We start from the raw sequence: 23,250 nt of genomic DNA on the forward strand, positions 1-23,250 counted from the left end.
CTAATTTATGGCTCAACCAAAATCTTGATTTGCGATTTATCTTGCGTTAATTCGATAAAGCCATCTTGAACAATATTTTCCAATTTGATTTTCTTAGTAACCAATTTTTCAGCAGAAAAATAGCCTTGTTCCATCAATTCCAATACTTTAGGGAAGATGTGGCGATAAGCGATAATCCCTTTAAGAGTCTTTTCTTGAATGGCAAATTCATTTGGATTGATGCTTGCTTCGCGTTCCCAAATAGAAACAACCATACACTCACCAGCCTTATGAACTGCTGCAAGAGCTTGTCCAAGAACAACAGGAACCCCTGTTACTTCATAAGACACATCCGCTCCACCATCCGTCAAGCGATGGATGGCTTCAACGATTGATTCACCTTCTTCTGGACGAACTACAATGGCACCTAGCTCTTCTGCTTTTGCTTGACGTTCAGGAGACAATTCAACTGCATAGATTTTTGATGCTCCTGCTGCACGAAGGGCTTCCACGATCAAGAGACCGATTGGACCTAAACCAAAGATAACAGCTGTATCCCCTGTTTTCAAAGCAGATTGACGAACTGCATAAACAGCCACAGCAGCAGGTTCTGTAAGTGCTGCTTGCTCATAACTCAAGCTATCTGGAATCACATGGACTAAATCTCCATCTAGGACACAGTATTTAGCAAACCCACCATCTGCCGCAAGACCGACGAAGTTCAAGTTTGGATCAAGGTTGTAGTCACCAATTAAGTTGTGTTTTGCCAAAATTGGTTCAATCGTCACACGATCACCGACTTTAACACGAGTCACATCGCTTCCAACCTCAACAATTTCTCCAGCAAACTCGTGACCGAGGGTAACGGGTGCTTTTTGACCAGAATAAACATGCTCCTCTGTTGGAATAAAGATTGGCCCATCCAAGTATTCATGCAAGTCTGTCCCACAGATTCCTGTGAATTTGACCGCAACCTTTACTTGATGAGGTTGTACTTTAGGGACTTCTACTTCTTCGATACGAACGTCCTTCTTGCCATGCCAGCGAGCAGCTTTCATTGTTTCCATATAATTCTCCTATTTTTCCATGAATTGCAATTCCCTTTCAGGAAACCCGACAACCATATTGTAAACCCTTTCACAAACTTTGTCAAGAAGAAACAGACGGTTAATATCTTAATTATCGGCCCGAGATGACTCTAATTTCCAACCGACAATCCATCCCAGAACAAGAAGATAATTTTCAAAAGCTCCAATAGCATTTACTGGCAAATGATAGTTGAGATAAGCAAATAAATGATTGGTCCCAATCCCAAGCCCACCAATGATCAAGGCCAATAAAACCGTACGAAGATAAAACCAATCATATTTGAGATTAACAGCAATGAGAATCACAAGAACTGCCACATTCCAAATCCCAATCTCCCGTTGCCAACCGATAGAAACACCATATCCCGAATGACTTCCCATATAAGATGGAAAGAACAACTGGAAGACAATCGCTCCAGACATGGCGATGATAACCAGGACAAATAAGACTCTTAAAAATTTGTTCATGTAACTCCTCCTAATGCCAGTTGATATGTAATGATCTTTCCTATTCTAACACAATTTTATGGATAGTAAAAACCAACCTCTCGGCTGGTTTTTTTCTCTATTACTCTTCTTTCAACTTCGCCAATTCTTGGGCAAGTAACTTAAGGGCTACTTGTGGGTTGGCTTGGCCTTTAGTTGCTTTCATGAGGAAGCCGGTGAAGGCCTTGTCCGCATTCCGCTTCCCTGACTTGAAGTCAGCTACGGCTGCTTCATTGTCTGCAAAGACTTGGTGGATGATTGGGATCAAGACTTCAGGATCTGAAATCTGTACCAAACCAGCTTTTTCAACGTATTCACGTGCGCCACCACCGTTTTTCGCCAAGTGAACAAAGACTTTCTTGGCAATCTTAGAAGAAATGGTTCCATCTTCGATGATAGCAATCATTTCGACCAAATTTTCTGGTGTCAATTGGATTTCTTCCAGCGTTTTGCCTTCTGCATTCAAGAATTGTGCCACTTCCCCTTGGAGCCAGTTAGACACTTGTTTGGCATCGCCACCAAGGGCTACGGCTGCTTCAAAGAAGTCAGAAGTGACTTTCGTCGCTGTCAATTGGTTAGCATCATAGTCAGACAAGCCAAGCTCTGCCACGTAGCGAGAACGACGGTCTTTTGGAAACTCTGGCAACTCCGTACGCATTTCCTCGATCCACTCATCTGAGATTTCAAACAATGGTAGGTCTGGTTCTGGGAAGTAACGGTAATCCGCTGCTCCTTCTTTGACACGCATAAGAATCGTGCTCTTGTTAGCTTCATCATAACGACGTGTTTCTTGGCGAATGACACCACCTGAACGCAAGATTTTCGCTTGACGCTCAACTTCGTATTCAAGACCTTTACGGACGTTTGAGAAAGAGTTCAAGTTTTTCAACTCCGTCTTGGTACCAAATTCCTCTTGACCGTATGGGCGAAGGGAAATGTTGGCATCGACCCGCATCGATCCTTCTTCCATCTTGACGTCTGAAATACCTGTGTATTGGATGACTTCTTTCAAAGCTGTCAAATAAGCGTAGGCTTCTTCTGGAGAACGCATATCTGCTTCAGAAACGATTTCGATCAATGGCACCCCTTGACGGTTAAGGTCTACATAAGAGAAGCCGTCTGTTCCGTGGGTGTTCTTACCGGCATCTTCTTCCAAGTGGGCCCGTTCAATCCCGATTTTCTTAGTTGAGCCGTCTTCTAATTGTACTTCAATCCAACCGTTATAACCGATCGGCTCGTCAAATTGCGAAATTTGGTAGGCCTTTGGATTATCAGGGTAGAAGTAGTTCTTACGGTCAAAGTGCATATGCTGATGGATATCCATATTCAGCGCCAAAGCAGCCTTGATACCAGCATCCACAACACCCTTGTTCAAGACAGGAAGCACCCCTGGGAAAGACCAGTCGATCACATTGGTATTGGCATTTTGCTCGTTCCCAAAGTGGGCAGAGGTTGGTGAGAAAATTTTTGAGTTTGTATTCAATTCAACGTGGACTTCAAGTCCGATGACTGTTTCAAAGTTCATTAATTGTCACCTCCGAAAATAAGGGGTTGTTGCTTGTGGTAATCCGTCGTTGCTTCAAAGGCAGCTGCAGCTTGGTAGATGGTTTCTTCAGAATACTTGGGACCAATCAACTGCAAACCAACTGGAAGACCTTGCGCAAAACCTGCAGGAATCGAAATTCCTGGAAGACCTGCCAAGTTGACTGGAATGGTCAACAAGTCCGCCAAGTACATGGCAACCGGGTCATGGTTGAGCGAATCCAAATCAAAGGCTACACTTGGAGCGGTTGGACCAAGGATAAGGTCGTAATCCGCAAAGACTTTTTCGAAGTCTTGGATAATGAGGGTACGGACTTGACCAGCTTTCTTGTAGTATGCATCGTAGTAACCAGATGACAAACTAAAGGTACCCAGCATGATCCGGCGTTTCACTTCATCACCAAATCCTTGACTGCGAGTGTTGACATAAATATCATCCAAATTCTTGGCATCTTCCGCACGGAAACCATACCGAATGCCATCGAAACGTTGCAAGTTTGAAGAGGCTTCCGATGAAGCGATGATGTAGTAGACAGCAACCCCGTATTTAGAATGAGGCAAGCTGACTTCTTCGACAGTTGCTCCCAATTTTTCAAAGTGTTTGGCCGCATTAAGAATGGTTTCTTTGACTTCTGGGTCAATTCCTTCGCCAAGGTATTCCTTAGGAAGGGCAATCTTCATGCCTTTGATATCTTGACCGATCTTAGAAGTATAATCTGCTACGCGGACGGGCGCTGAAGTTGAATCTTTGACATCTTCACTGGTAATGACATTGAGCAAGAGGGCATTTTCCTTAACGGTTGGTGCAAAAGGACCAATTTGATCCAATGAACTACCAAAGGCAATGAGACCAAAGCGGGAAACCGTTCCATAGGATGGCTTGAGACCAACAATCCCATTAAAGGCAGCCGGTTGGCGGATAGAACCCCCGGTATCTGAACCAAGGGACAGACGGACTTGCCCTGAAGCCACAGCTACAGCAGAACCACTAGATGATCCACCAGGAACCTTGCAGTGGTCCCAAGCATTCTTGGTTGGTCCATAGTAAGAAGTTTCACCAGATCCCCCCATGGCAAATTCATCCATGTTGGTCTTCCCGATGACAATCATATCTTTAGCTTTGGCATTGGCAACAGCTGTCGCATCAAAGATTGGCTCGTAGTTATAGAGCATTTTTGATGCCGCAGTCGTCAAGATACCATCTGTTGAGATATTGTCTTTGACCGCGAGCGGAATCCCTGATAGGAGGTTGTCTGCATCGATTCCTTTTTCATCAATAGCCTTGGCTTGTGCAAGGGCAGCTTCTTCGGCCACCGTTACAAAGGCATTGATTGCTTCTTCACGCGCCTTGATATCATCAAGCGTCGCTTGGGTCAATTCGGTTGCTGAAATTTCCTTAGAGACAAGGAGGTCGTGCAACTCTTCAATGGTTTTATGGTTGAATGACATTAGGCATCTCCTCCATCTTCTAGGATAGCTGGTACCTTGATGTAGTAATTATCTTTTTCAGGTACATTTTTAAACAAACGGTCACGGTCCGTCCCTTTTTCAGCAACATCCGGACGCAATACGGTCTTGCGATCCGCCATGGTTGTTGTTGGAGCCACACCGGTTGTGTTCACTTCTTCCAACAATTCCACCATGTCGACAATTTTAGACAAGGTTGTCGCAAACTCAGCTGTCTCTTCTGGAGAGAATTTCAATTTTGAAAGATTGGCAACGTGGGTTACCTCTTCTTGCGTAATTTTCATCTTGCTTCCTTTCGTGAAATGATGATTTTTCAATACCCTCTATTTTACCATATTTTTAGTATTTATGCGGTAGTTTGGCAAGAAAATAGAGTCCGAGGAAGGTTAGGCATTAGGCCATTCTCCTCGAACTCTAATCTTACAATTCTTCTAATTGTTCATTCACCACTTTTGCTCCCAAAACATGTTTGAAATGATTTAAAGCAAACTGGTGATTTTCAGGAGTGAGCGACGCCACTGCAGGCGCGACCACTTCGATCTGATAGCCCAGATTATAGGCATCTACTGCTGTATGGAGGACACAAATGTCCGTTAAGACTCCCGTCAAAACAACTGTATCTACGCCACGTTCCCGGAGGCGGATATCCAAGTCAGTTCCTGAAAAAGCAGAATAATGACGCTTGTCCATCCAAAAAACACGTGGATCCGCTTTGTGTTCCCGATAAAAATCAGCTAAGGGACCATACAAATCCCGTCCACTAGTCCCAATGATATTATGAGGTGGGAAGAGCTTGCTTTCTGGATGAAAGGGATCGTCTACATCATGAGCATCAATCGCAAAAAAGACATAGGCCCCTTGGTCAAAGGCTAACTGGGTCACCTGGGCAATGCTCTCAGAAATAGCTTGTGCAGGAGCTCCTGCCGTTAGCTTACCTTCATCTGCTACAAAATCAACGGTGTAGTCAATCGAAATTAACGCTTTAGTCATTAGTAATCTCTTTTCTTTATTTCTTCAAAAATATCTGGGATCAAGACTTTGAGGTAGGTTCCCTTCATCCCAAGAGAGCGGCTTTCAATAATACCGGCTGACTCCAGTTTCCGCAGCGCATTGACAATCACAGAGCGGGTAATACCAATCCGATCCGCAATCACGGAAGCAGTTAACTGCCCTTCATTTCCCTTCAATTCACTAAGGATAGCGGAAACTGCCCGCAATTCTGAATAGGACAAGGTATTGACAGCCATATTGACCGCAGTCCGGCGACGAATATTTTTCTCATCTTCCTCTCGTTGGAAGTTCAACATTTGAATCCCAACTACGGTACTAGCAATCTCAACCAAAATCAAATCATCATCCGCAAATTCCTTATCATTGCGCCAGATAATCAAAGATCCCAAGCGAATCCCAGATACATGAATAGGAGCAATGGTCGTCAAGCCATCAGGAAATTCAGACTTGGTCTCTACTGGAAAGATACTTAAATCGTGGTCCACATCTAAATTTGCCTCTGTATCATAGACTAAACTAGCTGCTTTAGCATAATCTTCTGGTAATTTTTTATTGTCAAAAAAAGCCTCAACCCGGTCATTATTAGTCTTGTAACGCATGAAATAACCAAGGAGTGTCCCCTTGCTATTAATAATACAAGCATTACAATGAATGATATCAGCCAGTTGACGGGCAATTGCATTGTAAGGCATTTCGTCTTGCAACTGTTCTTCAGAACGCTTCAAGATAGATGTAATTTTTCTCGTTTTTTCTAATAATTTAGCCATAATAAACCTCGCATATAGTCAGCTAAAGTATATCATATAAGCGAGGGAATTTCAATCAAATTATCTGAAAATTATTTATTTTTTCTACAATTCTATTCAATTCAGAATAATTATCCTTATGTAACAAAATATTCGCTGGATTCATTCAAAAAAAGAAAGCGCCTAATAGCGATTTCTCTTACACTTATCGTTTGTATTGTTTTAAGAAACGAGTCATCTTCTCTTGAATTTGAGCCAATTCTTCTACTCGAGGAAGGTAAACAATCCGGAAATGATCCGGCTCTTTCCAGTTGAATCCACGTCCGTGAACCAAGAGAACCTTTTCTTGTTTTAAGAAATTCAAGACAAACTGCTCATCATCATCTACTCGGTACATTTCACGATCAATCTTAGGGAAGATATAAAGACCAGCTTTTGGTTTGACAGCTGAAAGCCCTGGGATATCGTTGATGGCCTTGTAGATAAAGTTCCGTTGCTCGTAGATTCGACCACCTGGGAGCAAGAGTTCGTCCACTGACTGGTAGCCTCCCAAAGAAGTCTGAACCACTTGTTGGGCCAAGACGTTTGAACACAGACGCATATTGGAGAGCATATTGAGCCCTTCGATATAGCCCTTCACATGGTGTTTTGGTCCAGACAAGACCATCCAGCCCACACGGAAGCCCGCGATGCGGTGTGATTTGGACAAACCGTTCATGCTGACACAGAACAAATCTGGCGCGAGACTAGCAATGGCTGTGTGTTTGGCACCATCCATGACCAAGCGATCATAAATTTCATCTGCAAAGATAATCAAGCCATGTTGACGAGCAATTTCGACAATTTCCAACAAAATCTCATCTGGATAGAGAGCTCCGGTCGGGTTATTTGGGTTAATCACGACGATAGCCTTGGTGTTTGAAGTAATTTTTGACTTGATATCATCAATATCAGGGTACCACTCAGCCTCTTCATCACAGACATAATGTACTGCATTTCCACCTGCTAGGCTGACCGCTGCTGTCCAAAGAGGATAGTCTGGCATTGGCACAAGGACTTCATCACCATTATCCAGCAAGCCTTGCATGGACATCACAATCAACTCACTGACACCATTTCCGATATAGATATCATCAATCTCAACATTCGGAATCTTTTTCAATTGGCTATATTGCATAATGGCCTTACGGGCAGAAAAAATTCCTTTTGAATCCGAATACCCTTCACTATCCCGAGCATTCATAATCAAATCATGAATGACTTCGTCGGGAGCCGTGAACCCAAATTCAGCCGGATTTCCTGTATTTAAGCGAAGGATTTTCTCCCCGTTTGCCCGCATGCGCATCGCTTCTTCTAATACTGGACCACGAATATCGTAAGCAACGTGCTCTAGCTTGACGGACTTATTGTATTCTTTCATGATTTTTTCCTCACTTTATCAAACTGCTTCCATTATACCACTAGTTAATCTTGAGTACAACTGAGCAACCTCTTTCATTCTAGATGAAATCCTATAGATAGCTTATTTGACCTTTACTTTCTATGCTAAAAAGTTTAAAATATAATTATAGGTAACATAAATGGGCTCATCCATTTCATTTTCACGTTTTCAAGCAGTAAAGGAGGACGGAACATGTCTCAAAAATACGAAAACATCATGGTTGCAGTTGATGGATCTCGCGAAGCTGAACTTGCTTTTGAGAAAGGGGTCAATGTTGCGTTGCGAAACGGATCTAAACTTACCCTTGCTCATGTCGTTGATACACGTGCCTTACAAAGTGTCTCTAGTTTTGATGCCGAGGTGTATGAAGGATTCCAAACAGAAGCTAATGAACTATTAGAAGGGTATATCAAACGTGCAAAAGAAGCCGGAGTCCAAAACATTGCTTCGGTGATTGAAATGGGGAATCCAAAAGTCCTCTTAGCGACTGATATACCAGAAGAAGAAGGAGTTGATCTCATCATGGTTGGGGCAACTGGTCTCAATGCTTTTGAACGTTTACTAGTCGGATCTTCATCTGAATACATCCTCCGCCATGCCAAAGTCGATTTGTTAGTGGTTCGTGAGACAGAAAAGACCTTATAAACTTTATAAAAACCAAAAGGTGTGAAGGAAAACGAATTTCCTCACACCTTTTTATTTTCTTCCGATTCTGCTGTTTTTTCAGAGCAGTGTTTTTGATAAGCTTTGATTTGCCGTTCCAACTCTTTTTGAATGGCTGGCTCAGGTGCATACTTTTCTTCCCAGTCGTTCGGTTTTAAAATTTTATGCGTGACTTCATCAAAGTGAGCCTTTTCATCTGGGAAAATCTTCCCCATGTTTGCGCGGTGTACAATCTCAAAGACTTCTTCAGGATCGACCCCCATTAGAACAAAACTACCATAAGTCAGATACAAGTTATCAATCAAAGCATCGACCTGCCCCACCATGGAGATCTCAGCTGGATGCTTGCTACGAACTTTATTGGCTGCCTCATCTAGGGCTTGATGCAAGCTTTCGATTGAACGATCAAAGGTTGTTTCATCCTTACTCGCTGCTCGAATAAATTCAACCAATTCCTCCTGCTTAAACATGGTTCGGTAAAGAGCCTCTTGATTGTCCCAGGCCTTTGGTTCTTCCTGAGTTTGACCATCCATGAGTTGATGGAAGGCTTTGACCTTATTAAAGTGATCGTCACGACTAACAAACAGTGACTGATCCGTGATAATGCCAAAATGTTCCAGCGCTTTTTGGATCCCGTCTTTGGTATTACTGGTCGTCGTATGCTGAGCTACTTCTTTGACCCTGCTGGTTCCATTGCCCATCGCAATCGATAAGCCAACACCCGAGAGCATTTCCAAGTCATTATCTGAATCTCCAAAGGCCATCACCTGGTCCATTGAAAATCCAAATTCTTCTCCTACGATCCGAATCCCTTCCAATTTTGAGTTGTCTGGATTGATAACGTCCGCCGCAAAGGGGCTGGAACGAGTAAATTTTAATTCAGGAAAAGCTTGCTCAACTTTTTGAGTGTCTTTAGGACTAGCTAATAAGAGAACCTGATAAACCGGTCCTTGGGCAATTTGTTGCAGTTGCTTTTGATCCTGAGGGACAGCCTTGCTAACCACCTTGTTGAAGCCCTGACTAACTGCCTTCGAAAAGCCTTTTGGTACAAACCGTGCAGACCATAGAGAAATCGGACTCAGACCAAAACTCATAATGCGAGAGCCTTCAACTCCATCTTCTGTTCCTAAGGCGATCTCAATGCGATGTTTTTTTGCGTAGTCAATCAAGTCATGCAGATTCTTCTTATCAATTGGAGAAGCAGATAAGACCTTGTCCTTGGTAAAAATATACTGACCATTATAGGTGACCGCAAAATCAAAGTCATAGCGCTCGATAAAAGGACGGACAAAGAAGGGTCCTCGCCCTGTTGCCAAACCAACAAAAATTCCTTGTTCCTTTAAGGCGCGAATGGCTTTTTCAGTTGACTTCAAGACCATTCGACTATCATTGACCAAGGTTCCGTCAATGTCAAAAAAGACCGCTTTTATTTCCATGATGACTGCTTTCTTTCCGTTTTATGATACAATAAATTATAACACACATTCCAAGGAGACACACATGATTAAGAAAATTTTGGCCCTTCATACAGGAGGGACCATCTCCATGCAGGCGGATGACTCTGGAGCTGTCGTGACCAATTCATCCAACCCCATGAACCATATTGATCTGTCACTGGCAGGGGTTGAGCTTACTTCAGAAGATTTTTTAAATTTACCCAGCCCTCATGTAACTCCTCAGCACATGTTACAACTCTATCATAAGATTCAGAAAGAGGCTTCCCACTATGATGGGATTGTCATTACCCATGGTACCGATACTCTTGAAGAAACAGCCTACTTCTTAGATACCATGAACTTGCCAACTATTTCAGTAGTCTTAACAGGAGCCATGAGAAGCTCCAATGAATTAGGAAGCGACGGCGTCTATAACTATCTGACCGCCATCCGAGTAGCAGCAGATCCCAAATCACAAGACAAGGGTGTCTTGGTCGTGATGAATGATGAAGTCCATGCAGCCAAGTACGTGACCAAAACACATACCACCAATGTCAGCACCTTCCAGACTCCCACACATGGCCCTCTAGGCTTGGTCATGAAAAAAGAAGTTCTTTTCTTCAAAACAGCTGAACCCCGTGTGCGTTTTGATTTGCAAGAAATCAAGGGAGTTGTCCCCATCATTTCAGCCTATGCTGGCATGAAAACAGAACTCCTTGACCTACTAGATGTCCAACAAATGGATGGTTTGATCATTGAAGCCTTTGGAGCTGGAAATCTTCCTAAGGAAGTAGCTGAGAAACTCTTTGAATTTCAAGAGGCTGACCTTCCTATTGCCTTGGTTTCCCGTTGCTTCAATGGAATTGCGGAACCTGTCTATGCTTACGATGGGGGCGGAGTCAAACTTCACGAGCACGGCATCTTCTTTGTCAAAGAGCTCAATGCAGCTAAGGCCCGGCTGAAACTATTGATTGCTCTCAATGCCGGATTAAAAGGCGATGAATTGAGAGACTATATAGAAGGTTAAAATATAGATAGAAGGCACGATGATGGATACATCCGCCTTTTGTATTTAAAAATAGCTCTGATGGACTGAGATAATGATTGACAAGATGAATTTTAACATGGTTCGCATAGCTAAGACCTCTTTTCTATTTTTTACGATTATAGGTCCACAAACTTAAAATAAGATAAAAAGAGAGTGGGACAGAAATCGGTAATTCGTTAGAATTCGATTTCGTCGTCCCACCTCCGCACAGTTGAGTAGGGCTATAAAAGCTGATGAAATCAGCGTAGTAGAGCCCACTCAACCACTGCGTCTTGCTCGACAATCCAAAGACAATTGAGAGGCTAGGACTTTTGTCCCAGCTTCTTTCTTATTCCTTCTTAATCCAGGTGTTCTTTCTGTTCCAAATGCAGAGACAGACAGTGCCAGTCTGAGTGTTCACGCCAATTAGGAGTTGTCACCACTTGAACAGCTACCTTTCGCGCTTCCTCTAAAATCGGATAATCTTCAATGAGGTTGGCTACTTGAAATTCTGGTATACCTGATTGACGCGTTCCAAAGATTTCCCCAGAGCCTCGTAGCTTGAGGTCTTCTTCTGCCAAGACAAACCCATTGGTGGTTTCGGTCATGATTTTCATCCGACGCTTACCAGATTCTGTTTTGGGATTGGCAACTAATACTGCGTAAGACTGCTTATCACCACGCCCTACCCGACCTCTCAACTGGTGCAATTGGCTCAAACCAAAGCGGTCTGCATCCATGATAATCATGACGGTAGCATTGGGAACATTGACGCCGACCTCGATTACAGTTGTAGAAACTAGTAAGTCAATTCCTCCCTGCTTAAAGGCCTGCATAATGGCCTCTTTTTCTTCCCCCTTCATCTTACCATGAAGGAGAGCAATACGGGCTCGGTCTCCGAAGTATGCAATCAATTCTTCCTCTAAGGCAATAGCATTTTTGAGGTCCAAGGCTTCAGATTCTTCAATCAAGGGTGAAATAACGTAGGCTTGGGAACCTTTTTGGATTTCTTTGACCAGCCAATCCAAGACTAAATTTAACTGTTGGTGCTTGACCCAGCGGGTGATAATCTCTTTTCGACCTGCTGGCATTTGGTCGATAATCGAAACATCCATATCTCCAAAAGCAGTGATTGCTAGAGTCCGGGGAATTGGGGTCGCTGTCATCATCAAGACATCCGGATTTTGGCCCTTTTCACGCAGGATCCGTCTTTGGGCTACACCGAAACGGTGCTGCTCATCAATAATGACCAATCCGAGATCATGAAAATGAACCCCCTCCTGAATCAAGGCATGGGTTCCCACAATAAGGTCCACTTGCCCTGTCTGAATCAATTCCAAGCGTTCTCTTCTCTCCGCAGCTTTTAGACTGCCTGTTAAAAGAAGAATTCTAAGACTAGGAAAGAGAGAGGTCAAACTTTGTAAATGTTGCTCAGCTAAGATTTCAGTTGGGACCATCAAGGCCGCTTGCTTGCCAGCTGTCACAGCAGCATACATGGCCAACCCAGCCACAACGGTCTTCCCGCTTCCGACATCTCCTTGCAAGAGGCGATTCATGTGGTAAGGAGAGCGCATATCTGCTAGAATTTCGTTCAGACTTCGCTCCTGGGCTTCTGTTAACCTAAATGGAAGTTTAGCTTGAAGAGCTTTTAACTTCTTCTCATCCCAATCCAGCACGATTCCCTGTCCAACGGAACGATTTTCTTCCTTCAAGACCTGCAGTTGCAATTGGAAAAAGAGCAGTTCTTCAAATTTTACGCGTCTCAGGGCCTGCTTGTACTCCTCAAGATCCTTGGGAAAATGCATGGCTCTGACTGCTTGTCTGCGAGAAAGCAAGTGGTACTTGTCCATTAAGATTTGGGGGAGATTTTCTTCCAATAGTTGGTCCAAGCCAGCTTCAAAAGCCGTTTTGATGACCTTTACTAGAGCAGACTGGCTCACCCCCTGAGACAAGCGGTAGACTGGTTGAAGGTCGTCTTCGACTTGGACTAACAGCTTCATCCCTGTCAAGGCTCCCTTGGCCTTGTCCCACTTACCAAAGACAGCCACCGTTTGCCCTAGTTCAATCTTGTCCGCTAGATAGGGCTGGTTAAAGAAGCTAACCGCTAGGACCAGCTCTCCTTGTTTAATAGTAAAGCGAAGACGGTTACGCTTGTAACCATAATACTGGACATTGGCTGGAGTGGCAACAATTCCAGAAACAACTGCTTTTTCTCCATCTTCCAGATCTAAAACATTTTTTGATTTAAAATCTTCATACCGAAATGGGAAGTAGAGCAAGAGGTCCTCAACCGTTTCGATTCCCAATTTCTTGTATTTTTCTGCTGATTTCGGTCCAATTCCTGGCAGGACAGAAAGTGGTTGGTGTAAGTTCATTCTTTCCTCCTAGATAAGAAAGGAGGCTGGGACCTCCGTCATCAACCTCTTTCATCTCGAACTTTTTATAAAAGGAAGCTGGCAAAAGACAAACAACTTACTTCCCACTGTCTTCCTTTGTTGGACGATAAACTCTTGGTACGCGATCGCTCAGGACACAAACAACCTCATAGTTGATGGTGCCTCGATAGACTGCTACATCCGTTGTCGTTATAGCTAGATCACCATCTCTTCCGATCAATACTACCTTAGTCCCAATCGGGTAGGCCTTCGGTAGGCGAATGGTGATTTGGTCCATGGATACGCGACCGACAATCGGGCAGAATTGCCCATCAACAAGGACATGAAAACCTTGCATATCTCTGGTCCAGCCATCTGCATAGCCAATCGGAATGGTCCCAATCCACTCTTCCTCACTAGTCTGATAGGTCGCTCCATAACCAACAGTCTGACCCACTTCTAGTGATTTGATATGAACCAATTCTGTTTCCAGACTCAAAGCAGGACGGATGCTATAGGGAAACTCTAACTCTCTTCCACTTGGATTGAGCCCATACATGACATCGCCCAGTCGGACAGCATTAAAAATGGTATCAGCATGCCATAAAGTCGTTGCTGAATTGCTGGCATGAACGATTTTCGGAGTATAGGGCAAGAGTTCCAACAAGCTCTTAAATCGTTGCAATTGGCCTTGGAAATGCCGGTCATCTTTCTCATCAGCTGTAGCAAAATGAGTAAAGATCCCTTCCACTTCTGCTCCATGGTCTCTTAATAAGATCATAGCTTCCTGCAAGTCTTCTGCCGAACGAAAACCAATTCGTCCCATTCCTGAATCCACTTTAATATGAACCTTCAACCCAGTCAAATCAGACTTTTCAGCCAACAATGCTTTCAACCACTCGAGACTAGCCACTGTATAACGAATTCCTTCTTTGATGGCAATCTCTATGAAATCTATTGGAGCAACTCCCAAAATTAAAATCGGCTTTTCACCAGCTACTTGGCGTACTTCTATGGCTTCGTCTAGGTTGGAGACACAAAAAGCATCTACCATTGGCAATAAGCGTTCTACCACTGGCTGAACCCCATGACCGTATGCATTGGCCTTGACAACCGCAAAGGTCAAGGTCTCTTTCGGAATATGGGCCTGTATTTGTTGAACATTATAGGCAATAGCCTCTACATCCACATATGCTCGCGTTGGTCTATGTATACTAGCTTTCATTTCTTTCCTCCAAAATGACACTGGTCGAAACTAAATCGCCTGAGTGACTGATTGAAACCCAAATCTTTCCACTAAAAGGGGCTTTTGAAAAATAGGGAGCTCCTTTTTGATTGGTTAGAATTTCCAGATCCTGAAATCCTACTGGACCAATTCCTGTTCCCCAAGCCTTGGAAAAGGCTTCTTTTGCAGACCATCGTCCGGCCAGGTATTCCATTTTCCGTTTCCCGGATAATTGATCGAATCGTTCTCGTTCTGTCTCTGTTAATACCTTGGACGCAAATCTGGGATGTCTCTGGTAGGCTTCTTCAATGGATTGGATGGATTCGATATCTATCCCATGTCCAACAATCATATCTTTTCCTCTTTGATAATTCTCTATCCGCAACTCCATTTAAGAAGGAAAGGGCTGAGAATGTTTTCTCCAGCCCTCTCCTCTTATTCAGCTACATACTGATATATTTCTCGTACTAAGCTTTCTGTCTTTTCCCAACCCAAGCATGGGTCTGTGATTGATTGACCAAATACTTCTGGTTGATCTTGACGACCGTCCTCCAGATAAGATTCAATCATAAATCCACGAACCACATCATGGATAATTGGATTCCAGCTTCGATTACTAAGGGTCTCTCTGACAATGCGAATCTGTTCAGCAAATTTTTTCCCAGAATTATCATGATTGGTATCAACCAAGATAAATGGATGTTGCAAGCCCAAGGCTTGGTAACGATGAGCAGCTTCTAGCAAATCTTCATAGTGGTAGTTTGGAATGTTTTTCCCATTCGCGTCTAAAGCTCCACGCAGAATAGCGTGTCCGAATGGATTTCCACTTGTCTCCACAGAACGACCATTATAGAAGAAATGATGCCCATGCTGTGCGGCATAAATCGCATTAAACATGACAGACAAATTTCCAGATGTCGGATTTTTCAATCCAGTTGGGACTGAAATTCCACTTGCTACAAATCGATGACCTTGATCTTCTACAGAACGGGCCCCAATAGCAACATAGGAAAGTAAATCTTCAACAAATGGGTATGTCTCTGGATACAAAAGTTCGTCTGCTGTTGTCAATCCGGTTTCGGTAATCACTCGATGATGCAGGCGACGAACTGCCTTTAAACCAGCTACAAAACTTGGTTCTGAAGCAGTATCCGGCTGATGCATCAAGCCTTTATAGCCATCTCCATTGGTCCGAGGCTTGGCAGTATAGACCCGCATCACAATGAAGACCCGATCTTTGACTTCTTCTTGAAGGGTTGCAAGGCGACGAGCATACTCCATCACTGCTTCCTCATTATCTGATGAACATGGTCCCATCACAAGCAAGATACGCTTGTCTTCTCCCTTTAAAATAGAGGCTAGTTCACGGTCACGCGCTTCTTTGCGGGCCAACTGTTCACCTTCTAAGCGATAAAGAGAGGTCACAGCTGATTCATCAATGATTGGGCTAGTAACTGTAAAAGACATAGGCAGATCCTTTCAAACGATTAGAGTTTTTTACCGTGGCAGTTTTTAAATTTCTTACCAGATCCACATGGACAAATGTCATTGCGTTTGATTTGACTCAAATCAAGATCTTCTGGTAGATCAGTTTTTTGAGCGGCAATGTTACGAGTCGCTGTCGTTGAAATACTATGTTCTGTACGTGGGCGCTCTTGTTCGTGAATTTGAGCTTTCATCATGAGACGAGTCACATCAAACTCGATAGAACCAATCATATCGTTGAACATACGGAATCCTTCAGATTGGTATTCGACCACTGGATTGTTTTGCGCATAGCCACGGAGACCGACAGCATTACGCAATTGGTCTAAGGCATCGATGTGATCTGTCCATTTACTATCCACAACACGAAGGATCAAGACCTTTTGGAATTCTCTAACTGCTTCTTCATCGCGTAATTTCGCTACTTGGTTTTCATAAACCTCTTCAGCTCGTTGGAATAAGTAATCAATCACATCTTTATCAGATTTGCCTTCAATATCGCTCTCTGAAATGGTATCTTCAGGGACCAAATTGTATTTGGCAAAGTTCAAGATAGCTTCCGTACGTTCTTCCTTGCTTGAGTGACTTGCCCCTTCAACGATCCGTTTAATGGTTCGTTTGATCATGGCCTTGATTTCTGGAGCCAAATCACGATCCGCTGTAATCACATCATAGCGTTGAGAGTAGATAATCTCGCGTTGCTCCCGCATGACGTCATCATACTGAAGGACTTGCTTACGAGTGTCATAGTTGTTCCCTTCCACTCGTTTTTGGGCTGCTTCAACTTGACGTGTAAACATGTTAGATCGGATGACAGATTCTTCTTCGCTTAGTTTGAAGCGGTCTAGCAAGGCTTTGATGCGCTCTGAACCGAAACGACGCATCAACTCATCTTCAAGAGAAAGGTAGAATTGAGATTCACCTGGGTCCCCTTGACGTCCAGAACGTCCACGCAACTGGTTATCAATACGACGGCTTTCATGACGCTCTGTACCAATGACACATAGTCCGCCCAATTCACGAACTCCTTCACCGAGCTTGATATCGGTACCACGTCCGGCCATGTTAGTCGCGATGGTAACGGCACCACGTTGACCCGCATTCATGATGATTTGAGCTTCTTTGTAGTGGTTTTTCGCATTCAAAACTTCGTGGGGAACTCCTGCTTCGACCAAGAGACGAGATAAATAGTCACTGGTTTCAACGGCAACGGTACCCACCAAGACTGGTTGCCCTTTTTCGTAACGTGCTTTTACATCTTCTACTACAGCCTTAAACTTCGATTTCAAGCTTGGGTAGAGAAGATCTGGATGGTCGATACGAGCAATCGGACGGTTTGTTGGAATTGGAATGACGCGAATGTTGTAAATTTCACGGAATTCTTCTTCTTCTGTCTTACCAGTACCTGTCATCCCTGAAAGTTTTTTGTACATCCGGAAGAGGTTTTGGTAAGTAATAGAAGCTGATGTTTTGGTTTCTTCTTGGACTGGTACACCTTCTTTAGCCTCAATCGCTTGGTGCAAGCCGTCTGAATAACGACGTCCTTCCATGGTCCGACCTGTAAATTGGTCGACGATCAAGATTTCTTGATCCTCACTGACCACATAGTCGATGTCCAAAATCATGATATAGTTGGCACGGAGGGCATTGTCAATGTAATGCGTTAAAGCAACATTTTCGATGTCATACAAGTTTTCAAGCTTAAAGTAGCTTTCAGCCTTATCAATCCCAGAATCTGACAAACCAATCGTTTTTGAAGGAACATCAATGATATAGTCTTCTTCTTCCAAAGATTTCACAAAGGCATCCGCCATGTGATAGAGTTGGCTAGTTTCTGTAGAAGTCTGACCTGAAACAATCAATGGAGTACGGGCTTCATCAATCAAGATCGAGTCTACCTCATCGACCAAGGCATAGTTCAAAGGACGTTGTACCATATTTTCGGCACGAACAACCATGTTATCACGCAAGTAGTCGAAACCGATTTCCGCGTTGGTTGAATAGGTGATATCACAAGCATAAGCTTCTTGTTTTTCAGAAGGTGATTTTGCAGCCAGGTTGATCCCAACTGACAAACCAAGCCATGAGTACAATTCACCCATCTCTGTCGCATCACGTTCTGTCAGGTATTCATTGACCGTAACAACGTGAACCCCTTTACCAGATAGGGCATTCAAATACACCGGCATGGTCGCAGTCAAGGTTTTCCCTTCCCCTGTACGCATTTCTGGAACGTCACCATGGTGAAGAACAATCCCCCCCATGACCTGTACTTTATAAGGGAACAAGCCCAAGACACGCTTAGCACCTTCACGAACTACTGCGAAAGCTTCATAGAGGAGATCATCCAATGATTCACCATCTTGGTAGCGTTGTTTGAACTCTTCTGTTTTCGCCTTCAGTTCATCATCTGACAAGGCAGCCATTTGATCTTCATAGGAGAAGACCTTGTCTGCCATCTTTTCCAATCGTCTTAATTCACCTTTATCATTTTCGATAATTGTTTTTAATAAATTAGCCATTAGTATCCTTACTTTTCAAATTTCTTAAATTTTAAACGTTCTTTTTATTATAGCACACTGTAGCTTATCCATCAAGAAATTCCATTGATTAGAAGATGGTTTCCCCCTCTTTTTTCCCTTATCCATTTCACCTTTTGCTCATCTATTAGAAAAATCCTTAAAACAACAAAAGGCTGAGCACTTGATGACTCAACCTTCTACCTACATTTATGGATGACTGACAATTAATTCCATCTCTTCTCCTGATAAGGTCCAATTCTGGATATCACTCGTTAAGATAAAATGTTCTCCTTTTCCAATCGGATAATCTACCCCATCTACCCGAAGACTTCCTTGCCCTGAGAGAACGCTCATCAAACTATAATCATGGGTCTTTTCAAATCGAACTTCCCCATTGATGACCCATTTGTGAACACCAAAGAAGTCATTGGCCACTAACAAAGTCGATGACAAGTGGTCAACTTTTTCCTCAACTGGTCGGCTATTTGCCGGAGCACCTAAGTTCAGTACATCAATAGACTGTTCAATGTGCAATTCACGTAAATTCCCTTGATCATCTTTGCGATCAAAGTCGTAAACTCGATACGTCGTGTCGCTTGATTGCTGAGTTTCCAAAATCAAGATACCCGAACCAATGGCATGCATGGTTCCACTTGGAACATAGAAGAAATCTCCCGCTTTCACAGGAACCCGTGCTAAAAGATCATCCCATTCTTTGGCTTCGATCATCTGACGTAATTCTTCCTTGGACTGGGCGTGGTGACCATAGATAATCTCCGCACCTTCATCAGCAGCAATAATATACCAGCATTCGGTTTTCCCAAGTTCTCCTTCATGCTCCATTCCATAGGCATCATCTGGATGAACCTGAACACTGAGCCAGTCATTGGCATCCAGAATCTTTGTCAATAAAGGAAAGACCGGTTCTGTTCGATCTCCAAATAATTCACGATGCTCTGCATAAAGTTGGTCTAACCCCATTCCAGCAAATGGCCCATTTTTAACAACAGAAACACCATGTGGATGGGCCGAAATCGCCCAATATTCACCAACATGATCGCTCGGGATTTCATAGCCAAACTCATCTCGTAATCTAGTTCCACCCCAAATTTTTTCCTGCATGACGGATTGTAAAAATAACGGTTGTGACATACCTGCCTCCATATATCCTTGTATTCAATACCTTATTATACAAAATTTCATTCGTTTTTGAAAGCCCTGCCAAGCCCTTCATCCCCTTTTTAATTTTTTGCACGTTTTTCGCATTTTTACCGGCTTTTCGCTATAATAGGTATATGAATCTCAAAGAATCCATTATCGAGTTGGCTCACTCCATCGGTATTTCAAAAATCGGTTTTACCACTGCAGATGATTTTTCCTATTTAGAAAAATCTCTCCGCCTAGCTGTAGAGGAAGGCCGAAATTCAGGGTTTGAGCACAAAAATATCGAAGAACGAATCCAGCCGCGCTTAAGTTTAGCTTCTGCTAAAACGATTATTTCCATTGCCGTTGCATATCCTCACAAGTTAAAACAACAACCTCAGAAGACAGCCTATAAACGCGGAAAATTCACTCCCAACAGTTGGGGCATAGACTATCACTATGTCCTACAGGATAAGTTGGACCGCCTGGCTAAAGGGATTGAAGAATTGACGGCTAACTTCGAATACAAGGGCATGGTGGATACCGGAGCCTTGGTGGATACTGCCGTTGCTCAACGGGCTGGCATTGGATTTATCGGCAAGAATGGCCTTGTCATCTCAAAAGAATATGGTTCTTATATGTTTTTAGGAGAACTTATCACTAACCTAGAAATTGAACCCGACCAAGCAGTCGACTATGGTTGTGGAGATTGTGACCGCTGTGTAGAAGCCTGCCCGACATCTTGCTTAATTGGAGATGGCACCATGAATGCCCGACGTTGTCTGTCCTTTCAGACCCAAGACAAGGGGATGATGGATATGGAATTCCGTAAAAAGATTAAAACGGTCATCTACGGCTGTGATATCTGTCAAATCTGTTGTCCCTACAATCGTGGTCTGGATAACCCACTAGCTACTGACATTGACCCTGAACTAGCTCACCCAGAATTAATCCCCTTTATCGAGCTATCCAATGGTCAATTCAAAGAAAAATTCGGAATGGTCGCTGGTAGTTGGCGGGGGAAAAATATCCTGCAGCGAAATGCCATCATTGCCTTGGCCAATGCTAATGACCGGTCTGCCATCCCTAAACTTCTAGAAATTATCGAAACTTCGCAAAACCAGATTCATATTGCAACAGCCATTTGGTCTCTGGGGGAGCTGATTCGAGAAGTCACACCTGACTTGGTTGATTTATTAACTTCCCTCAAAAACCCAAGTCCTGCTATTATAGAAGAACGCGAACGGTTTTTCCAAAAATTCTATCTAGATGAAATAACGATACAAAAATAGAGAGTGGGACAGAAATCGGTCATTCGTTAGAATTCGATTTCGTCGTCCCACCTCCGCACAGTTGAGTAGGGCTATAAAAGCTGATGAAATCAGCCTAGTAGAGCCCACTCAACCACTGCGTCTTGCTCGACTATCCAAAGACAATTGAGAGGCTAGGACTTTGGTCCCAGCCTCTTTTATAGTTCACCTCATCCTTCTTCCTGACCTTATTCTTAAAAAAGCCCCAAGGGATAAAACCAAAAGAACCCCCAAAGAATAGCAGATAAAAAACCAACCACAACATCACGAACAAAATGGACTCCAGCCAGAACACGAACCCCCGCCAATAGAAGAGCCAAGGACAGACCAAGGACCGATAGAAGAGGATGCACTCCCCAGGCTACTGTAGAAATGATCGCCGCAGAAAAGACGTGCCGACTTGGCATAGAACTCCCCTTCCCCTCTCGATTCAGTAACGGAGGGAAAGTCCCCAGCTCATAGGGACGCGGCCAATTCATTCGTTTTCGAATGACACTTAATACAATAAAACCAGTTGCTGGTACCAAAAGATAAGCAAGCACAATCCAAGTCTTGCTAGCCTTTAGATAGACTGCCCAAAGAACATAGAAATAAAGGAGAGGCATCAACAAGGTGACGAGCCGATTGGTCCACTTTAATAAAGAAAGATAATAGGGATGGGTCACAAAAAATGGTCTAACCCGTTCATAGAACAAATATTCTTTTTTCATAAGGATTCTCTCTTCAATCAGTCATTTAACAAGCAACAGCTCAGCTAGATCAAAATCCCTTCCAGGTGATCGAGCTCATGCTGGCAAATCTGGGCCGCAAAACCTTCTAAGCTTATGAGCTGAGGTTTCCAATTGGTATCACGGTAGGAGACTTGAATCTTTTCAAAGCGACTTGTCTTTCGACTCCCTGCTAAAGAAAGACAGCCTTCTTCTGCCTCGTACTTCCCTTCTTTCTTAACTAGAACAGGATTAAAGAGAACTAAGGGCATCAAACCTAGTTGGATGATGATGACTCGCTTACGTACACCAATCATATTAGCAGCCATGCCAACGCAGGCTTCCTGGTGAGCTCGTAAGGTATCTCGTAAATCTTGCGCCAAATACAAATCCTCTTTTGTCGCTTCTTCAGACACTTGACTCAAAAAGAAGGGATCCTTCATAATGGCTTTTTCCATCATTTTTCCTCTCTTGCTTAAAAAAGAGAAGGTTATTCATCCATCTTCCCGACGAAGAACTCCCTCCCCTAGCATTTTGATGCTTTATGTTATTTCAACCTTAACTTATTAGTCTTTTTTGCTGACTTGTTTTGCTAAGACAAAATTCCCTAAAGTAGCTGAACCGTTTCCTGCTACTGCTGGTGTTACGATATAGTCACGAACATCTGGTACTGGCAAATAGCCGTTCAATAAGACGGTGAATTTTTCACGGACGCGATCCAACATATGCTGTTGTGCCATCACTCCTCCACCAAATACAATCACATCTGGACGGAAGGTTACAGTCGCATTGACAGCAGCTTGAGCAATATAGTAGGCTTGGATATCCCATACAGAGCTATTCAGTTCAATATTTTCCCCACGAATACCGGTACGAGCTTCCAAGCTTGGACCAGCCGCAAAACCTTCTAAACAGCCTCTGTGAAATGGACAAACTCCATTAAATTCTTTTTCAACATCCATTGGGTGTTTAGCAACATAGTAGTGCCCCATCTCAGGATGTCCCACTCCACCAATGAATTCACCACGCTGGATGACACCTGCACCAATCCCTGTACCAATTGTGTAGTAGACTAGATTTTCGATCCGCGCACCCGCATTATTACGAGCAACAACCTCACCATAAGCTGAGCTATTTACGTCAGTTGTAAAGTAAATCGGTACATTCAAGGATCGACGGAAAGCTCCCACCACATCTACATTTGCCCAATGTGGTTTGGGAGTTGTTGTAACGAATCCATAGGTCTTTGAATTCTTATCAATATCAATCGGGCCAAAAGAACCAATGGCTAAACCTGCAAGATTTTCAAACTTAGAGAAAAATTCAATACATTTATCAAGGGTTTCTATAGGGGTAGTAGTTGGAAACTGTGTTTTCTCAATGACGTTATAATTTTCGTCACCTACAGCACAAACAAACTTTGTTCCACCTGCTTCAAGACTTCCATATAATTTAGTCATATCAAACCTCTTCTTCAATTCTCTTTTTTTCTATTATATCACAAAGGGAAACGGTTCACTTCTATTCCTTATAGAAAAAACTACTCTTATTTATGTTTAAACAGTAGATGAGCGACTTTTTTATTCCAAGCCTCACC

General features: G+C 43.2%; 21 protein-coding genes. 3 read left to right on the forward strand and 18 right to left on the reverse strand.

The features are described from left to right. Nucleotides 1-5: 5 nt before the first annotated feature. From QM873_RS00665 to QM873_RS00700, 8 genes are all read right to left on the reverse strand, one after another. On the reverse strand, nucleotides 6-1,046 hold the full coding sequence (locus QM873_RS00665) for a 2,3-butanediol dehydrogenase (protein ID WP_061564287.1): 1,041 nt from the start codon (nucleotides 1,044-1,046) through the stop codon (nucleotides 6-8). A gap of 108 nt (nucleotides 1,047-1,154) precedes the next feature. Beyond that, nucleotides 1,155-1,535 carry a hypothetical protein gene (locus QM873_RS00670; protein ID WP_195348043.1) on the reverse strand — a complete coding sequence of 127 codons (381 nt, stop codon included), beginning with the start codon at nucleotides 1,533-1,535 and terminating at the stop codon, nucleotides 1,155-1,157. 100 nt (nucleotides 1,536-1,635) lie between these two features. Then, a complete protein-coding gene (gene gatB, locus QM873_RS00675; protein ID WP_154853633.1) occupies nucleotides 1,636-3,078 on the reverse strand; it encodes an Asp-tRNA(Asn)/Glu-tRNA(Gln) amidotransferase subunit GatB in 1,443 nt (480 codons plus the stop codon). Then, nucleotides 3,078-4,544 carry an Asp-tRNA(Asn)/Glu-tRNA(Gln) amidotransferase subunit GatA gene (gene gatA / locus QM873_RS00680; RefSeq protein ID WP_129822422.1) on the reverse strand — a complete coding sequence of 489 codons (1,467 nt, stop codon included), beginning with the start codon at nucleotides 4,542-4,544 and terminating at the stop codon, nucleotides 3,078-3,080. The genes gatB and gatA overlap by 1 nt, the downstream gene beginning before the upstream one ends. Next, on the reverse strand, nucleotides 4,544-4,846 hold the full coding sequence (gatC, locus tag QM873_RS00685) for an Asp-tRNA(Asn)/Glu-tRNA(Gln) amidotransferase subunit GatC (protein ID WP_342991881.1): 303 nt from the start codon (nucleotides 4,844-4,846) through the stop codon (nucleotides 4,544-4,546). Before gatC ends, gatA begins: the two co-directional genes overlap by 1 nt. A gap of 136 nt (nucleotides 4,847-4,982) precedes the next feature. After that, nucleotides 4,983-5,552, reverse strand: a complete 570-nt coding sequence (locus tag QM873_RS00690) for a cysteine hydrolase family protein (protein WP_342991880.1) — start codon at nucleotides 5,550-5,552, stop codon at nucleotides 4,983-4,985. Beyond that, the gene (gene codY / locus QM873_RS00695) at nucleotides 5,552-6,340 is read right to left on the reverse strand and encodes a GTP-sensing pleiotropic transcriptional regulator CodY (RefSeq protein WP_342991879.1); all 789 of its coding nucleotides are present in this window, start codon (nucleotides 6,338-6,340) and stop codon (nucleotides 5,552-5,554) included. The genes QM873_RS00690 and codY overlap by 1 nt, the downstream gene beginning before the upstream one ends. A 184-nt stretch (nucleotides 6,341-6,524) precedes the next feature. Beyond that, a complete protein-coding gene (locus QM873_RS00700) occupies nucleotides 6,525-7,739 on the reverse strand; it encodes a pyridoxal phosphate-dependent aminotransferase (protein ID WP_023024219.1) in 1,215 nt (404 codons plus the stop codon). Between the two features lie 213 nt (nucleotides 7,740-7,952). On the opposite strand from QM873_RS00700, the gene QM873_RS00705 reads away from it, so the two are divergent. Beyond that, the gene (locus tag QM873_RS00705; RefSeq protein WP_048716469.1) at nucleotides 7,953-8,405 is read left to right on the forward strand and encodes a universal stress protein; all 453 of its coding nucleotides are present in this window, start codon (nucleotides 7,953-7,955) and stop codon (nucleotides 8,403-8,405) included. Between the two features lie 41 nt (nucleotides 8,406-8,446). Here QM873_RS00705 and QM873_RS00710 read toward each other — a convergent pair whose 3' ends face one another. Next, nucleotides 8,447-9,859, reverse strand: coding sequence for a Cof-type HAD-IIB family hydrolase (locus QM873_RS00710; RefSeq protein ID WP_343093843.1), 1,413 nt, complete (start codon nucleotides 9,857-9,859; stop codon nucleotides 8,447-8,449). A 64-nt stretch (nucleotides 9,860-9,923) separates the two neighbouring features. On the opposite strand from QM873_RS00710, the gene QM873_RS00715 reads away from it, so the two are divergent. Next, complete coding sequence (locus tag QM873_RS00715) at nucleotides 9,924-10,886, forward strand: asparaginase (protein ID WP_342991877.1); 963 nt, start codon at nucleotides 9,924-9,926, stop codon at nucleotides 10,884-10,886. A 359-nt stretch (nucleotides 10,887-11,245) separates the two neighbouring features. Here QM873_RS00715 and recG read toward each other — a convergent pair whose 3' ends face one another. From recG to manA, 6 genes are all read right to left on the reverse strand, one after another. Beyond that, nucleotides 11,246-13,261 carry an ATP-dependent DNA helicase RecG gene (gene recG / locus QM873_RS00720; RefSeq protein ID WP_342991876.1) on the reverse strand — a complete coding sequence of 672 codons (2,016 nt, stop codon included), beginning with the start codon at nucleotides 13,259-13,261 and terminating at the stop codon, nucleotides 11,246-11,248. A gap of 97 nt (nucleotides 13,262-13,358) precedes the next feature. After that, a complete protein-coding gene (alr, locus tag QM873_RS00725) occupies nucleotides 13,359-14,486 on the reverse strand; it encodes an alanine racemase (protein WP_414278635.1) in 1,128 nt (375 codons plus the stop codon). Beyond that, nucleotides 14,476-14,838, reverse strand: coding sequence for a holo-ACP synthase (gene acpS, locus QM873_RS00730; RefSeq protein WP_023024231.1), 363 nt, complete (start codon nucleotides 14,836-14,838; stop codon nucleotides 14,476-14,478). The genes alr and acpS overlap by 11 nt, the downstream gene beginning before the upstream one ends. Before the next feature lie 83 nt (nucleotides 14,839-14,921). Beyond that, nucleotides 14,922-15,953, reverse strand: a complete 1,032-nt coding sequence (locus QM873_RS00735) for a 3-deoxy-7-phosphoheptulonate synthase (protein WP_414278637.1) — start codon at nucleotides 15,951-15,953, stop codon at nucleotides 14,922-14,924. A 20-nt stretch (nucleotides 15,954-15,973) separates the two neighbouring features. Beyond that, nucleotides 15,974-18,493 (reverse strand): preprotein translocase subunit SecA, encoded by a 2,520-nt coding sequence (secA, locus tag QM873_RS00740; RefSeq protein ID WP_023024235.1) that lies wholly within the window; start codon nucleotides 18,491-18,493, stop codon nucleotides 15,974-15,976. Between the two features lie 207 nt (nucleotides 18,494-18,700). Next, nucleotides 18,701-19,645, reverse strand: coding sequence for a mannose-6-phosphate isomerase, class I (manA, locus tag QM873_RS00745; protein WP_195323642.1), 945 nt, complete (start codon nucleotides 19,643-19,645; stop codon nucleotides 18,701-18,703). Between the two features lie 143 nt (nucleotides 19,646-19,788). On the opposite strand from manA, the gene queG reads away from it, so the two are divergent. Continuing rightward, entirely contained in the window at nucleotides 19,789-20,928 is a 1,140-nt protein-coding gene (gene queG / locus QM873_RS00750; RefSeq protein WP_343093845.1) for a tRNA epoxyqueuosine(34) reductase QueG, read from the forward strand. 212 nt (nucleotides 20,929-21,140) lie between these two features. Here the strand turns inward: queG and QM873_RS00755 are convergent, their stop codons facing one another. The 3 genes from QM873_RS00755 to scrK all read right to left on the reverse strand — a co-directional run bounded on the left by QM873_RS00755 (nucleotide 21,141) and on the right by scrK (nucleotide 23,113). Further along, nucleotides 21,141-21,656 carry a phosphatase PAP2 family protein gene (locus QM873_RS00755; RefSeq protein ID WP_414278638.1) on the reverse strand — a complete coding sequence of 172 codons (516 nt, stop codon included), beginning with the start codon at nucleotides 21,654-21,656 and terminating at the stop codon, nucleotides 21,141-21,143. 44 nt (nucleotides 21,657-21,700) lie between these two features. After that, nucleotides 21,701-22,111, reverse strand: a complete 411-nt coding sequence (locus QM873_RS00760; protein ID WP_343093847.1) for a peptide deformylase — start codon at nucleotides 22,109-22,111, stop codon at nucleotides 21,701-21,703. 108 nt (nucleotides 22,112-22,219) lie between these two features. Beyond that, nucleotides 22,220-23,113 carry a fructokinase ScrK gene (gene scrK, locus QM873_RS00765; protein ID WP_343093848.1) on the reverse strand — a complete coding sequence of 298 codons (894 nt, stop codon included), beginning with the start codon at nucleotides 23,111-23,113 and terminating at the stop codon, nucleotides 22,220-22,222. Between the last annotated feature and the right edge of the window lie 137 nt (nucleotides 23,114-23,250).

The sequence above is a fragment of the Streptococcus australis genome (genome assembly GCF_047463015.1).
Taxonomy (GTDB): domain Bacteria; phylum Bacillota; class Bacilli; order Lactobacillales; family Streptococcaceae; genus Streptococcus; species Streptococcus australis_F.

Bases quoted from the DNA above. Each gene is read 5' to 3' on its own strand.
- QM873_RS00665 (WP_061564287.1), bottom strand. From the start codon at position 1,046: ATGGAAACAATGAAAGCTGCTCGCTGGCATGGCAAGAAGGACGTTCGT.
- QM873_RS00670 (WP_195348043.1), bottom strand. From the start codon at position 1,535: ATGAACAAATTTTTAAGAGTCTTATTTGTCCTGGTTATCATCGCCATG.
- gatB (WP_154853633.1), bottom strand. From the start codon at position 3,078: ATGAACTTTGAAACAGTCATCGGACTTGAAGTCCACGTTGAATTGAAT.
- gatA (WP_129822422.1), bottom strand. From the start codon at position 4,544: ATGTCATTCAACCATAAAACCATTGAAGAGTTGCACGACCTCCTTGTC.
- gatC (WP_342991881.1), bottom strand. From the start codon at position 4,846: ATGAAAATTACGCAAGAAGAGGTAACCCACGTTGCCAATCTTTCAAAA.
- QM873_RS00690 (WP_342991880.1), bottom strand. From the start codon at position 5,552: ATGACTAAAGCGTTAATTTCGATTGACTACACCGTTGATTTTGTAGCA.
- codY (WP_342991879.1), bottom strand. From the start codon at position 6,340: ATGGCTAAATTATTAGAAAAAACGAGAAAAATTACATCTATCTTGAAG.
- QM873_RS00700 (WP_023024219.1), bottom strand. From the start codon at position 7,739: ATGAAAGAATACAATAAGTCCGTCAAGCTAGAGCACGTTGCTTACGAT.
- QM873_RS00705 (WP_048716469.1), top strand. From the start codon at position 7,953: ATGTCTCAAAAATACGAAAACATCATGGTTGCAGTTGATGGATCTCGC.
- QM873_RS00710 (WP_343093843.1), bottom strand. From the start codon at position 9,859: ATGGAAATAAAAGCGGTCTTTTTTGACATTGACGGAACCTTGGTCAAT.
- QM873_RS00715 (WP_342991877.1), top strand. From the start codon at position 9,924: ATGATTAAGAAAATTTTGGCCCTTCATACAGGAGGGACCATCTCCATG.
- recG (WP_342991876.1), bottom strand. From the start codon at position 13,261: ATGAACTTACACCAACCACTTTCTGTCCTGCCAGGAATTGGACCGAAA.
- alr (WP_414278635.1), bottom strand. From the start codon at position 14,486: ATGAAAGCTAGTATACATAGACCAACGCGAGCATATGTGGATGTAGAG.
- acpS (WP_023024231.1), bottom strand. From the start codon at position 14,838: ATGATTGTTGGACATGGGATAGATATCGAATCCATCCAATCCATTGAA.
- QM873_RS00735 (WP_414278637.1), bottom strand. From the start codon at position 15,953: ATGTCTTTTACAGTTACTAGCCCAATCATTGATGAATCAGCTGTGACC.
- secA (WP_023024235.1), bottom strand. From the start codon at position 18,493: ATGGCTAATTTATTAAAAACAATTATCGAAAATGATAAAGGTGAATTA.
- manA (WP_195323642.1), bottom strand. From the start codon at position 19,645: ATGTCACAACCGTTATTTTTACAATCCGTCATGCAGGAAAAAATTTGG.
- queG (WP_343093845.1), top strand. From the start codon at position 19,789: ATGAATCTCAAAGAATCCATTATCGAGTTGGCTCACTCCATCGGTATT.
- QM873_RS00755 (WP_414278638.1), bottom strand. From the start codon at position 21,656: ATGAAAAAAGAATATTTGTTCTATGAACGGGTTAGACCATTTTTTGTG.
- QM873_RS00760 (WP_343093847.1), bottom strand. From the start codon at position 22,111: ATGGAAAAAGCCATTATGAAGGATCCCTTCTTTTTGAGTCAAGTGTCT.
- scrK (WP_343093848.1), bottom strand. From the start codon at position 23,113: ATGACTAAATTATATGGAAGTCTTGAAGCAGGTGGAACAAAGTTTGTT.